The sequence below is a fragment of the Saccharopolyspora ipomoeae genome (genome assembly GCF_029952525.1).
Classification (GTDB): domain Bacteria; phylum Actinomycetota; class Actinomycetes; order Mycobacteriales; family Pseudonocardiaceae; genus Saccharopolyspora; species Saccharopolyspora ipomoeae.
Window position 1 is genome coordinate 572,710 of sequence record NZ_JASAOF010000001.1, and the last position, 12,713, is coordinate 585,422.

At 72.3% G+C, this 12,713-nt stretch carries 9 protein-coding genes; 4 read left to right on the top strand and 5 right to left on the bottom strand.

The features are described 5' to 3' along the window. Window positions 1-346 precede the first annotated feature (346 nt). Complete coding sequence (locus tag QFW96_RS02800; protein WP_281453874.1) at window positions 347-1,696, top strand: FAD-dependent oxidoreductase; 1,350 nt, start codon at window positions 347-349, stop codon at window positions 1,694-1,696. A 351-nt stretch (window positions 1,697-2,047) separates the two neighbouring features. On the opposite strand, the gene QFW96_RS02805 is transcribed toward QFW96_RS02800, so the two are convergent. The 4 genes from QFW96_RS02805 to ureA are packed head-to-tail and all read right to left on the bottom strand — an operon-like array spanning window position 2,048 to window position 7,263. Continuing rightward, complete coding sequence (locus tag QFW96_RS02805) at window positions 2,048-3,361, bottom strand: MFS transporter (protein WP_281453875.1); 1,314 nt, start codon at window positions 3,359-3,361, stop codon at window positions 2,048-2,050. A 14-nt stretch (window positions 3,362-3,375) separates the two neighbouring features. Beyond that, window positions 3,376-5,004, bottom strand: coding sequence for an amidohydrolase (locus tag QFW96_RS02810; protein WP_281453876.1), 1,629 nt, complete (start codon window positions 5,002-5,004; stop codon window positions 3,376-3,378). 13 nt (window positions 5,005-5,017) lie between these two features. Further along, window positions 5,018-6,691 (bottom strand): urease subunit alpha, encoded by a 1,674-nt coding sequence (locus QFW96_RS02815; protein ID WP_281453877.1) that lies wholly within the window; start codon window positions 6,689-6,691, stop codon window positions 5,018-5,020. Then, entirely contained in the window at window positions 6,688-7,263 is a 576-nt protein-coding gene (gene ureA, locus QFW96_RS02820) for an urease subunit gamma (RefSeq protein WP_281453878.1), read from the bottom strand. The genes QFW96_RS02815 and ureA overlap by 4 nt, the downstream gene beginning before the upstream one ends. A gap of 74 nt (window positions 7,264-7,337) precedes the next feature. On the opposite strand from ureA, the gene QFW96_RS02825 reads away from it, so the two are divergent. Continuing rightward, on the top strand, window positions 7,338-8,498 hold the full coding sequence (locus tag QFW96_RS02825; protein ID WP_281453879.1) for a PucR family transcriptional regulator: 1,161 nt from the start codon (window positions 7,338-7,340) through the stop codon (window positions 8,496-8,498). A 387-nt stretch (window positions 8,499-8,885) separates the two neighbouring features. After that, window positions 8,886-10,355 (top strand): aldehyde dehydrogenase (NADP(+)), encoded by a 1,470-nt coding sequence (locus QFW96_RS02830; RefSeq protein WP_281453880.1) that lies wholly within the window; start codon window positions 8,886-8,888, stop codon window positions 10,353-10,355. A 13-nt stretch (window positions 10,356-10,368) separates the two neighbouring features. Here QFW96_RS02830 and QFW96_RS02835 read toward each other — a convergent pair whose 3' ends face one another. Beyond that, window positions 10,369-11,181: a putative RNA methyltransferase gene (locus QFW96_RS02835; protein WP_281453881.1), complete on the bottom strand. Its 813-nt coding sequence runs from the start codon at window positions 11,179-11,181 to the stop codon at window positions 10,369-10,371. Window positions 11,182-11,254: 73 nt separating this feature from the next. Here QFW96_RS02835 and QFW96_RS02840 point away from each other — a divergent pair, with 73 nt between their 5' ends. Beyond that, window positions 11,255-12,655 carry a lipase maturation factor family protein gene (locus QFW96_RS02840; protein ID WP_281453882.1) on the top strand — a complete coding sequence of 467 codons (1,401 nt, stop codon included), beginning with the start codon at window positions 11,255-11,257 and terminating at the stop codon, window positions 12,653-12,655. Window positions 12,656-12,713: the final 58 nt, after the last annotated feature.

The following is a 12,713-nucleotide window of genomic DNA, read 5'->3' on the forward strand; positions in this document are numbered from 1 at the left end:
CGCGTGGAGCCGGCGCGGCACGGTGCGCACCGACGCGGTCGATCCGGGACCGATCTTACTGTCACTCACCGCGTTCGGTCACGCACTCAGCGCTGAATGGTCGAGTCCGCGATATCGCCTGGCCGGGGCGCCCACCAGAAGATGATCTTGAGTGTTCTGGTTCACCGAGGTGATGCACCAGATCGCCTATGAGGATTGTCACCGGTCCGCTATGCGGGATCGGGGGTAAGGCATCCCTAAGCTGGTATCGATTCCGCGCATGGCCCGGCCCGGACCGCTTCCGGGCACGGTGCCGCGCGGCTTCGCAGTCGAGCGCGCCGAGCCCGGCGCACCCAGGAGGAGATGCATGACCCGCCCGTTGCGTGTCGCGATCGTCGGGGCCGGCCCGGCCGGCGTGTACGCCGCCGACATCCTGACCAAGTCCGAGACCCCGGTCGAGATCGACCTGCTGGACCGGATGCCGGCACCCTACGGGCTGATCCGCTACGGCGTGGCGCCCGACCACCCGCGCATCAAGGGAATCATCAACGCCCTGCAGCGCGTGATGGAGAAGCCGGAGATCCGCTTCCTCGGTCACGTCGAGTACGGCGTGGACGTCAAGCTCGAAGACCTGCAGCGGCACTACGACGCGGTGATCTTCTCGACCGGCGCCGACCAGGACCGCCCGCTGGACATCCCGGGCATCGACCTGCCGCACAGCTACGGCGCCGCGGAGTTCGTCTACTGGTACGACGGCTACCCGGAGGCTCCGCGCGACTGGACGCTGGACGGCGAGCAGGTCGCGGTCATCGGCGCCGGCAACGTCGCGCTGGACGTGGCCCGGGTGCTGGCCAAGCAGGCCGACGACCTGCTCAGCACCGAGATCCCGGACAACGTGCACCGCGGCCTGAAGGACTCGAAGGTCACCGACGTGCACCTGTTCGCCCGCCGCGGCCCGGCGCAGGCGAAGTTCACGCCGCTGGAGCTGCGCGAGCTCGACCACCAGGACGAGGTCGAGATCATCGTGCACCCCGAGGGCTTCGAGATGGACGAGGCCAGCGAGAAGGAAGCCCAGACCAACAACCAGGTCAAGACGATCGTCAAGACCCTGCAGGACTGGGCGCTGCGCGACCCGAAGAACAACACCGAGCGCCGCCTGCACCTGCACTTCCTGCGCGCCCCGGTCGAGGTCACCGGCACCGACCGCGTGGAGGGCTTCAAGGTCGAGGTCATGGAGCTCACCGGTGACGGCAACGTCCGCGGCACCGGCGAGTACGAGACCTACCCGGTGCAGCAGGTCTACCGCGCCGTCGGCTACCTGAGCTCCCCGGTCGCCGACCTGCCCTTCGACACCAAGTCCGGCACCGTGCCCAACGCGGGCGGCCGCGTGCTCGACCTCGACGGCGAGCACATCCCGGGCGTCTACACGACCGGCTGGATCAAGCGCGGCCCGGTCGGCCTGATCGGGCACACCAAGGGCGACGCCCTGGAGACGATCAACAACCTGCTCGAAGACCTCGACGCGCTGCCCAAGGCCGAACAGCCCGCCTCCGACAGCATCATCGAGCTGCTGGAGGAGCGCGGCGTCTCCTACACCACGTGGGAGGGCTGGACCCGCCTGGACGCGCACGAGAAGTCCCTCGGCGAACCCCACGGCCGCGAGCGAATCAAGGTCGTCCCCCGCGAGGACATGGTCAAGATCTCCCGAGCCGAGTGACGCCCGCTCCGCGACGAACAACGCCCCCTGCGCTCCCGAGCGCAGGGGGCGTTCCCGATTACGGCGGTAATCGGGTCCCCGATTACGGCGGTTTTCAGGCTGCCGAATACGGCGGTAATCCGTCACCACGACCACCACCCCCATCAGGACACGGAATACGGCGGTAATCGGGTCCCCGATTACGGCGGTAATCCGTGTTCTGCGGGGGGCTTCGGGGTGGACGGTTGGGGTGGTGCGGTTGGTGGGGGTCGTTACTCGGGGAAACCGCGGGGTAACGGTGGGCGGGAGTTCGGGTGCTTCCGGGGGTTGTGTTGTGGGGTTGATCCGGTATCGGGTCAGGTCCGGTTGGGGTCAGGGTTGCGGTTGGGGTCGGGTGTTGAGGTGGCCGAGGAGGCCGCCGAGGGCTGTGATGAGGGCCAGGGCGAGGAGGAGCGCCGCTACCGGCCAGGACCGGTGGTCGCCCGCGATGAGCAGGGCGCTGGCGGCCAGCGGGACGAAGCCGCTGAGGGTCCCGCTGAGGTTGGAGGAGATGGCGACTCCGCTGTAGCGGAGGTGCACCGGGAACAGGCCCGCGAGCAGGGAGCCCGAAACCGCGTAGGGGATCGAGAGGCAGTTGATGCCCAGCGTGACCGCGATGACGACCAGGACCGGGTTCCGGGTGTCGATCATCCAGAACACCGGGAACGCCACCAGCGCCGAGAGGACACCGCCCCACAGGCAGACCTTGCCCGGGCTGAAGCGGTCGGCGAGCCTGCCGCCGAAGATCAAGGTCACCACCTCGGCCGCCGCGGCCACCAGCGTCGCGATCAACATCAGCGACTTCGGCAGCTCCAGCGTCCCCGAGCCGTAGCTGATCACGAACGTGGTCAGCAGGTAGAAGCCGCCGATGCCGATCAGCGACGCCGCGACACCGATCAGCACCTGCCGCCACGCCGTCCGGAACAGCTCCAGCGCGGGCACCGAGGCGCGGTCGTGCTCGGCGAGCATCCGCTCGAACAGCGGCGACTCCCCCACCCGGCGACGCAGGTACAGCGCCACGCCCAGCAGCGGGAACGCCGCCAGGAACGGCAGCCGCCAGCCCCACGAGTCGAACGACGAGTCGGGCAGCATCGCCACCAGGTAGAACCCGCCCGAGGACAGCAGCGTGCCGATCGGCGACCCGATCTGCGGCAGCGCCGCGAACCGGCCGCGCTGCTCCGGTGGCGCGTGCTCGACGGCGAGGGTGACCGCACCGCCCCACTCGCCGCCGACCGCGATTCCCTGCAGCACGCGCAGCGCGGTCAGCAGCAGCGGTGCGGCCAGCCCGATCGCCGCGAAGTCCGGCAGCAGACCGATCAGCCCCGTGACGACGCTGATCAGCGTGACCGTGATGAGCAGGCTTCGCCTGCGCCCGATCCGGTCGCCCAGGTGACCGAAGAGCAGCGCGCCGAGCGGTCGCGCGACGAACCCGATCGCGAACGAGGCGAACGCGGCCAGCGTGGCCACCGCCGGGTCCTCCGTCGCGAAGTACAGCCGGTCGAACACGATCGACGCGGCCGTGCCGTAGAGGAAGTAGTCGTACCACTCCAGCGCGGTACCGACGAACGCGGCGAACGCGACCTTGCGCGCCTCGGTGGGATCGACGCGTTCCGCGCTCGGCGTCGCCGCTCTCGGGATCTCGGTCACGGGGCCTCCCTGGATCAGGTGGGGTCTGCTGCGAACTCCTCGGTGCCGTGCACCGCGCGCCCGGCGACGAACGTGGCGCGCACGCCGATGTCGCCGATCTCCGCGGTGGGGGCGGTGGTGGGGTCGGCGTCGAGCAGCACGAGGTCGGCGAACATGCCCGCGGCGATGCGGCCCCGCTCGTCCTCCTGGCCCGCCGCCCAGGCCGCGTGCGTGGTGTAGGCGCGCAGCGCTTCGGTCGCGTCGACCCGCTCGTCGGGGCTGAGCACGCGGCCGGCCTTGGTGGTGCGGTCGACCATCGCCCGCATCCCCAGCAGCGGCGCGCCGTTGCTCACGCACGGCCGGTCGGAGCTGCCGGGCACCACGAGTCCGGCGTCCACGAAGGACTTCTGCCGGTACAGCCAGGGTTCCCGCTCGTCGCCGACCGCCTCGATCATGGTGTCGCCGATCTCGTACAGGAACCGGGACTGCGGAACCGGGATGACGCCCAGCGCGGCCATCCGGGGCAGGTGGTCGGGTCGCACCATCGCCGAGTGCTCGATGCGGTGCCGCGCGTCCGGGCGCGGGAAGTCGCGCTGCGCTGCCTCGAACGCCTCCAGCGCCAGGTCGATGGCGCGGTCGCCGATGGCGTGCGCGGCCACCCGCCAGCCGCCGCGGTGCGCGGTCAGGATGCGCTCGCGGAGCACGTCCGGGTCGTCGCCGAGCACGCCGTGGCCGCCGTGGCCGTGGAAAGGCTCGGTGACCGCGGCGGTGCGGCTCGACAGCGCGCCGTCGGTGAAGATCTTCATCGGCCCGATGCGCAGGAAGTCGTCGCCGAAACCGGTGCGCAGCCCCAGGTCCAGGCCGAACGCGTCGGGTCCGACCGGGTGCAGCACCTCGGTCGCCGGCATCAGCTCCACGCGCTGCAGCAGGTCCCCGCGCGAGCGCGCGAGCTGGTAGGCGGCGGCTTCGGCCGGGCTGTGCCCGATCCAGCCGCCGCCGATGCCGGCCTCGGTGACGTGGGTGAGACCTTCGGCGGCGTAGCGCTTCGCGGCGCGGCCGATCGCGGCCGCCAGCTCCTCGACCGGGTAGGGCTTGACGAGGGCGTCGACGAGCTGCTGCGCCTGCTCGGCGAGCAGCCCGGTGGGGGTTCCGTCGGCGTCGCGCTCGACCACGCCGCCCTCGGGGACGCGGGCCGACCCGTCGAGAACCCCCGCCTCGTCGAGGATCGCGCTGCTGGCCACGCACATGTGCGCCGAGCGGTGCTTGAGCCACACGGGCCTGCCGCCGCCCGCCCGGTCCAGCGCGGCGCGGTCGGGGTGCCCGCCGATGACGAAGTCGTCGTAGCCCGACCCGATCACCCAGCCGTCCGAGGGCAGCGAGGCCGCCTGGGAGGCGACGAGGTCGTAGAGCTCCTGGGAGCTCCGGCAGCCGGACAGATCCAGCTCCGCCAGCGAGAGCCCGTACCAGACCATGTGGTTGTGCGAGTCGGCGAAGCCGGGCGCGGCGACCGCGCCGTCGCCGTCGACCACCCGGCGCGCGGGCAGGTCGGCGATCTCCTCGTCCACCCCGACGATGCGCCCGCCGAGCACGCCGATGGTGCGCGCGGTGGGGCGGTCCGGGTTCATGGTCAGCGCGCGGACGTCGCGCAGGACTAGATCGAGCACGTCGTTCCCTTCTTCAGGCCAGGTGGTGCGTTCGGGTCAGCGGCAGCGTGGCAGCCCGGTGCACGTCGACCTCCACCCCGTCGACCGTCACCGGCCCCGGTTCGCGCGGGACTTCCACACGCGGGGTCGCGGTGTTGCGCACCATGTCCGCCCTGGTCAAGCCTCTGCTGTGGCGCACGGAGGCGTAGTTCGGGCCGCTGGGCAGGTGCGCGCGGTCGGCGGCGTCGGCGACGAACACCGTCGACAGCCTGCGGGCTGCGGCCCCGAGTCCGCCGAAGAAGGGCCGCATGACCCTCGGTTGGGTGAGCCGGGTGGAGCCGGATCCGGAGCCGCTGGCGCCCCAGGCGACGAAGCCGGATTTGATCACGAGATCGGGCTGGGCGCCGAACCAGGACGGCTGCCACAGCACGACGTCGGCGAGCCTGCCCGGCCGCAGCGAGCCGACCTCGTGGGCCATGCCGTGCGCGATCGCCGGGTTCAGGGTGATCTTGGCGAGGTAGCGCAGCACGCGCTCGTTGTCGGCGTGCTCGGGTCCGGTCTCCCCGGCGAGCGCGGCCTGGACGTGGGCGAGTTGCCAGGTGCGGCGGGCGGTTTCGGCGATGCGGCCCATTCCCATCGAGTCGGAGTTGACGATGCTGATCGCCCCGGAGTCGTGCAGCGCGTTCTCCGCGGCGATGCCGTGCTCCCGCACCCGGCTGCCGGCGATGCTCCGGTCGCTGTCCATCATGGAGTGTCCCCTGTGGACCGTCATGGTCATGGGCAGCAGCTCCGAGACCGTCGCCGGGGTCAGCGGCAGCGTCGGGGTCGTCGAGGAGGTCAGCACGTGCGGGCTGCCCACGACCTCCAGCAGGTCGGGATGCCCGCCACCGCCCTCGACGTGGTAGGCGTGCACCGTGCGCCCCCGCGTTGCGTCGAGGGTGTCGGCCAGGAACCCGGATTCGTTGAGCGTGTCGGTGTGCAGCGCGACCGGCAGGTCCGCCTGATCGGCCACGCCCAGGCACGTGTCGACGATGTGCGGGGTGGCTCCCCAGTCCTCGTGGATCTTGAACCCGCCCGCGCCGGAGAGCACCGCGCGCTCCAGCAGGTCGTTCGACGACGACGAGCCGCGAGCCAGGAAAGCGACGTTGATCGGCACGTCGCGCCAGGCCTCGATCATCGTCCGCAGGTTGTTCGCCGGGTTGGCGCCGACGTCCCACACGCCGCCCATGCCCATGCCCACCAGCGAGGTCACCCCGGCGGACAGCGCGGCCGGCACCACCTCGGGGCTGGACAGGTGCACGTGCGAGTCGACGACGCCCGGGGTGGCGATGAGCCCCTCACCGGTGATCATGCCGGTGTGCGAGTCGACGACCAGCTCCACGTCGTCCATGACGTCCGGGTTGCCCGCCCGGCCGACCCCGGCGATGCGGCCGTCCTTGATCCCGATGCTGGTCTTGCGCACGCCCAGCACGGGGTCCAGCAGCAGCACGCCGAGGATCACCATGTCCAGCGCGCTGTCCCGGCCCGCCTTCGGCGCCACCAGCAGCCCGTCGCGGGTCGTCTTGGCGCAGCCGCCGAGCAGCTCCTCGCCGGGCTCGGAGTCGTCGGCCTCGACCCGCACCCACAGGTCGGTGTCGGCCAGCCGCACCAGGTCTCCGGTTGTGGGGCCGTAGAGCGCGGCGTAACGCTCGCGCGACAGGCTCGTCATCGCTCGCCTCCCAGCGCCACGGCGGTGATCTCCTTGCGCTCCCCCGCTCCCAGCTGCACCGCCATCCCGGCCGGGACCGCGAGCCGGAACCCGGTGAGGTCGACGTCGCTGCGCACCGCGGGGTTGAGCTCCTCCAGCGGGAAGTGCGAGGAGATCCACACCGGTCGGTCACCCGTGTTGTGCAGCCGCGCCGTCCGGTGCTCGCGGCCCGCGGCCAGCTCGATCTCGCCGTCGGCGGCGCGCACCGCCCCGGGCGCGTCCGGGCCGGGCGGACCGAACGGCTGCGGCACGTGCACCAGCGCGCTGCCGTGCGGGAACAGCGCCTCGACCTGGATCGCCGGAATCGCCGCGGCCACACCGGGCTGGACCTGTTCGGGGGCGAGCAGCTCGCCCGCGCGGCTCACGATCTCGTCGAGATCCGTTCCGTCCCAGGCCATCTCGCAGACCTCGTCGCACACGTAGGCCACGGCGTCGGGTGCGCCGAGCAGCGCTCCGCGCGCCAGCCTGCGGCGGGCCAGCTCCGCGGCGCTGAACAGGGTCAGCCGCTCCTGCTCGCGGGGCGTCAAGTGCATGAGAGCACAGTCCTCTGGTCACCGGCCCAGCACAATGATGGATCAACGCCATCTGATCGCCCTAGATTGGGCGGATGCACACTCCGCTTCACGTGCCGGTCACACCCGGCGGACCGCTGCGCAGGCTGGTGCACTCCTGCCTGGACGACCTCGACGAGCTCGTCGCGGTGTTCCTGGCCGAGCTGCGCTCGATGGAGCCCTACGCCAGCGACGCGGTGCCGTGGATCGAGCTGCGCGAGCACGCCGAGGCGAGCATGGAGCTGCTGCTGCGGCTGGTCGGCGGCATGCCGATGCCGGACCGGCTGGCCGACCTGTGCGAGCGGATCGGGCGCAGTCGCGCGCAGGCCGGAGTCCCGCTGGAGGTGCTGCTGCACGCGGTGCGCTTCGACTTCCGGGTGCTGTGGGACGCCTTCACCCGGCGCGCGTCCGACGACGAGCTGCCGTCGCTGGTGCACAGCGCGTCCCGGGTGTGGGCGGCGGTGGACCACCACACCACCCGCATCCACCTGGCCTACCTGGCCGAGGCCGCGGTGGTGGCGCGCGAGCAGGAGCACGAGCGCGCGCAGCTGGTGGCGCGGCTGCTGACCACCGACGCGCGCGACCCGCAGGTCGTCGCGCAGGTCGCGACCGCGCTGGACGTCTCCGCCGACGCGGATTTCGCGGTGGCAGCCGCTCCCCTGTCGGCGACCCGGCCGCTGCGCGACACCGTCGACGAGCTCACCGAGCGCGGCATCGCGGTGCACCTGCAGGACGTCGACCGGCGCCCCGTGCTCATCGCTCAGCTGCCGAGCGGGACCACCGCCGTGCCGTCGCGCTGGCTGCACGACGTCCCCTGCGGGCTGGCGCCGGTCGCGCGCACGCTCGCGGGCGTGCCGCGCGCGGTGCGCATCGCCGCCGAGCTCGCCGGGACCGAGGTGGCCGAGGCGGGTCCGCGCGGGCTCACCGACGCGTGGGCGTCGGTGGTGGCGGGACGGCTGGGCGAGACCGGGGACGCGCTGGCGGCGGAGGTGTTCGGGCGGGTGCGCGGCATCGGCGCGGGCGAGCGGGCCCGGCTGCTGGAGACCGCCGCGTGCTACCTGCGCACCGGGTCGGCGGGGGCCGTGGCGGCCGAGCTGTACTGCCACCGCAACACCGTGCTCAACCGGCTGCGCCGGATCGCCGAGCTCACCGGCTGCGACCTCACCCGCCCCGAGCAGGCGGCGCTGTTCGCGGTGGCACGCGAGTGCGGTCCGTGATGGCGGACCGTGAGACCCACAGTTCTCATGAAAACTGCCCCCACCTCCACCACCCTCCCGTGAGGGGGAGTGTCGGGTTCTCGGTGCAAGTGGTGGTGAGGGGACCACGGGGATCTCCTCGATCGTGACCCGGCGCAGTTTTCATGAAAACTTCCCCACTCCAGGAGTCCGCACGTCCCTCCCGTCCCCAGGAGGAGGGAAGTTTTCATGAAAACTTCCGTGGTCGGGGGAGGTGACAGTTTTCATGAGAACTGTCACCTCCCCCGGACCCCGTACGTACGGTCACCTCCCGGACCCGTACGTCATGCCGAACGCCGTGCGGCGTGTCGGTTGTCCGGCGTACTACGGTGGTGGCGGACTTCTCTCGATCGCGCAAAGGATGGGACGTTGACCGCGACGCAGATCCCGGACACCACCCAGGCCGAACTCGACGCCGCGCTGCAGCGGGCAGCCGAGGCCGCCGAGCCGTTCGGCGCGCAGCCCCCGGCCGAGCGGGCCCGCCAGCTGCGGGCCGTCGCCGACGCGCTGGACGCGGCCGCCGGTGAGCTGATCCCGCTGGCCATCAGCGAGTCGCACCTCTCGGAGGGCCGCCTGACCGGCGAGCTCAAGCGGACCACGTTCCAGCTGCGCCTGTTCGCCGAGACCATCGAGACCGGCGAGCACCTGCGGGTCACCTTCGACCAGGCCGACGCGGACTTCGCGCTGGGCCCGAAGCCGGACCTGCGGCGGATGCTGCTGCCGGTGGGCCCGGTGCTGGTGTTCGCCGCAAGCAACTTCCCGTTCGCGTTCTCGGTCGCCGGGGGCGACACCGCCGCCGCGCTGGCCGCCGGGTGCCCGGTGGTGCTCAAGGGCCACCCCGGCCACCCGGAGCTGTCGGTGCGCACCGGCGAGATCGTCGCCGACGCGCTGCGCTCGGCGGGCGCGCCGGAGGGCACCTTCGGCGTCGTGCTGGGCTTCGAGATCGGCACGGCCGCGCTGCGCGACGAGCGGATCAAGGCGGCGGCGTTCACCGGCTCGGTCCCGGCCGGGCGGGCGCTGTTCGACATCGCGAACTCGCGGCCGAAGCCGATCCCGTTCTTCGGCGAGCTGGGCAGCCTCAACCCGGTGTTCGCGGCCCCGGGGGCGGTGGCCGCGCGCGGCGCCGACATCGCGAAGGGCTACGTGACCTCCTACTCGGGCAACGCCGGCCAGCTGTGCACCAAGCCGGGCCTGCTGTTCCTGCCCGCCGACCACGGCCTGGAGGCCGCCCTCGCGGAGGAGTCGGCCGCGGTGGCCGCGCACCGGCTGCTCAACGACCGCCTGCACGAGGGCTACTGCTCGCGCCGCGCGGCGGTCACCGAGGTCCCGGGCGTGCGGGTGCTGGCCGAAGGTGCCGCCGGTGAGGCGGCGGACGGCGCGGTGCCGACCCTGCTGGCCACCGACGTCGACACGCTGCTGGCGAACCGGGAGGCGTTGCTGGAGGAGGTCTTCGGGCCGCTGTCGATCGTGGTCACCTACGCCTCGGAGGACGAGGCCCGGCGCGCGGCGGAGGCGTTCGAGGGCAACCTGACGGCCGCGGTGCACGCGGACGACGCCGACACCGATTTCGTCGCGACCCTGCTGCCGCTGCTGCGGGACCGCGCCGGTCGCGTGCTGTTCAACGGCTGGCCGACCGGCGTCGCCGTCTCCCCCGCGATGCAGCACGGCGGCCCCTACCCGGCCACCACGGACGCCCGCTTCACCTCGGTCGGCACCGCGGCGCTCGACCGCTTCCTCCGCCCGGTCACCTACCAGAACGTCCCGGCCGCGCTGCTGCCGCCGGCGCTGCGGGACGACAACCCCTGGAACCTGCCGCGCGCGGTCCACACCCCGCGCTGACCAGGCCGGACGCTCAGACCCGGCGGTAGCGGGCGACCGTGACCGCCACCGCCGGGGCGAGCGGGGCGGGCAGCTCCGCGATCGCGGCGTCGAGGGCCTCGGGCGTGGTGTGCCAGGCGTTGGGTCCCATCGCGATCGCGGCGCGGGCCTCGTCGCGGGTCAGGTGGAGCCGGAACTCCACCGCACGCTGGTCGACCGGGGTGAAGTGGCCCGCGAGCTGGTCGGCGAGCCGGTCCTGCTTGGACTCGTCGACGTGCAGCAGCCCGAGCCGGTCGACCAGCCCGGACAGGTGACCGGGCTCGGGGGTCACGACGACCAGTTCGCCGCCGGGGCGCAGGGCTCTGCGCATCTCCGGGGCGTTGCGCGGTGCGAAGACGTTGAGGACGGTGCCCGCGGCTCCGGTGCGGATCGGCAGCGGCTGCCAGGCGTCGGCGACGGCCGCGCCGATGCGCGGGTGGACCTTGGCGGCGCGGCGGCAGGCGTACTTGGAGACGTCCAGCGCCACGCCGAGCCGCTCGCCCAGGGCCCGGTTCAGGTAGAAACCGGTGCCCGCGCCGACGTCCACGACCGGGCCGTCACCGGTCACCGCGTCGGCGACGGCGTCCGCGATCGGGTCGTAGTGCCCGGCTTCGAGGAACCCGGCGCGGGCGGCGACCATCTCGGCGGTGTCGCCGACGACCTTGCTGCGGCCGGAGAGCAGGCTGACGTAGCCCTGCCGGGCGAAGTCGAACGCGTGGTTCGACGGGCACCGCAGCGCATCGCCGTCCCGCCCCAGGTCACCGCCGCAGTGCGGGCAGGCCAGCAGCTCCACCACGTCGTCCAGCACAGCCTTGCCCTCCACACCGCTCGCAGATGCGCGATTCTAGTCGGGGGCGCCCCGGGCGAGAGGAGGTGCGGCGATGGGGCACTGGCTGAGCGCACCCGAGTACCAGGCGGCGCGGTTCGCCGTCGTCCACCTGATCGCCCTGACCTACCTGATCGGCTTCGCCTGCTTCCTGCGCCAGTTCCGCGGTCTGCTCGGCGAGCGCGGCCTCACCCCGGTCGTCCGGTTCGTCGAGCGGGTGCCGTTCCGGCGGGCACCGAGCCTGTTCCACCTGCGCAGCTCCGACCGCTGGCTGGCGGGCGCGGGCTGGGCGGGCGTCGTGGCGAGCCTGCTGGCCCAGTTCGCCGACCTCGCACCGCTGTGGGCGTGGCTGGTGCTGTGGACGCTGCTGTGGGTCCTGTACTCGTCGATCGTCAACGTCGGCCAGGTCTGGTACGGCTTCGGCTGGGAGTCGCTGCTGCTGGAGGCCGGTTTCCTGGTGATCTTCCTCGGCCCGGCGCACCTCGCCCCGCCCGCGCCGATCCTGTGGCTGCTGTGCTGGCTGCTGTTCCGGGTGGAGTTCGGCGCCGGGCTGATCAAGCTGCGCGGCGACTCCTGCTGGCGCGACCTCACGGCGCTGCACTACCACCACGAGACCCAGCCGATGCCGGGACCGCTGAGCCGCGCCTTCCACCACCTGCCGGGCCCGCTGCACCGCGTCGAGGTGCTGGCCAACCACGGAACGCAGCTGGTGGCGCCGTTCCTGCTGTTCGCCCCGCAACCGGTGGCGAGCGTCGCGGCCGTGATCGTCGTGGTGACGCAGCTGTGGCTGATGCTCAGCGGCAACTTCGCCTGGCTGAACCTGCTCACCATCACGCTGGCCTGCGCCGCGATCAGCGCCCCGCCGGTCGCGCGACCGGACCCGCCGGGCTGGTTCGCGGTCCTGGTGCTGGCGGTGACGGTGCTGTTCGTCGTGCTGGCCTACTGGCCGGTGCGCAACATGCTGGGACCCGGGCAGGTGATGAACCGCAGCTTCAACAGGCTGCACCTGGGCAACACCTACGGCGCCTTCGGCAGCATCACCCGCGTCCGCTACGAGGTCGTCGTCCTGGGCGCGCACGATCCCGACGGCCCGTGGCGGGAGTACGAGTTCCGCGGCAAGCCCGGTGATCCCGCGCGCCGACCCCCGCAGATCGCCCCGTACCACCTGCGCCTGGACTGGCTGATGTGGTTCGTCGCGATCAACCCGTCCTACGGCCGCACCTGGCTGCCGCGCTTCCTGCGCGCCCTGCTGCGCGCGGAACCCGAGGTGCTGGCCCTGCTCCGCCACAACCCGTTCCCGGAGAACCCGCCGGAGCTCGTCCGAGCCGATCTCTACCGCTACCGCTTCACCACCCGCGACGAGCGCCGCAGGACCGGGAACCACTGGACCAGAACCAGGTCCTCAGACCTCATCCCGCCGATGACCCTCGACGACATCGGTGGACGTTTCCGTTGACTCCCCACGACCGACGGTCCCGGTCGTGTGTTGGGGGAAGTTTTCATGAAAACTGCGC

Bases quoted from the DNA above. Each gene is read 5' to 3' on its own strand.
- QFW96_RS02815 (WP_281453877.1), bottom strand. From the start codon at position 6,691: ATGACGAGCCTGTCGCGCGAGCGTTACGCCGCGCTCTACGGCCCCACA.
- ureA (WP_281453878.1), bottom strand. From the start codon at position 7,263: ATGCACTTGACGCCCCGCGAGCAGGAGCGGCTGACCCTGTTCAGCGCC.
- QFW96_RS02800 (WP_281453874.1), top strand. From the start codon at position 347: ATGACCCGCCCGTTGCGTGTCGCGATCGTCGGGGCCGGCCCGGCCGGC.
- QFW96_RS02840 (WP_281453882.1), top strand. From the start codon at position 11,255: ATGGGGCACTGGCTGAGCGCACCCGAGTACCAGGCGGCGCGGTTCGCC.
- QFW96_RS02825 (WP_281453879.1), top strand. From the start codon at position 7,338: ATGCACACTCCGCTTCACGTGCCGGTCACACCCGGCGGACCGCTGCGC.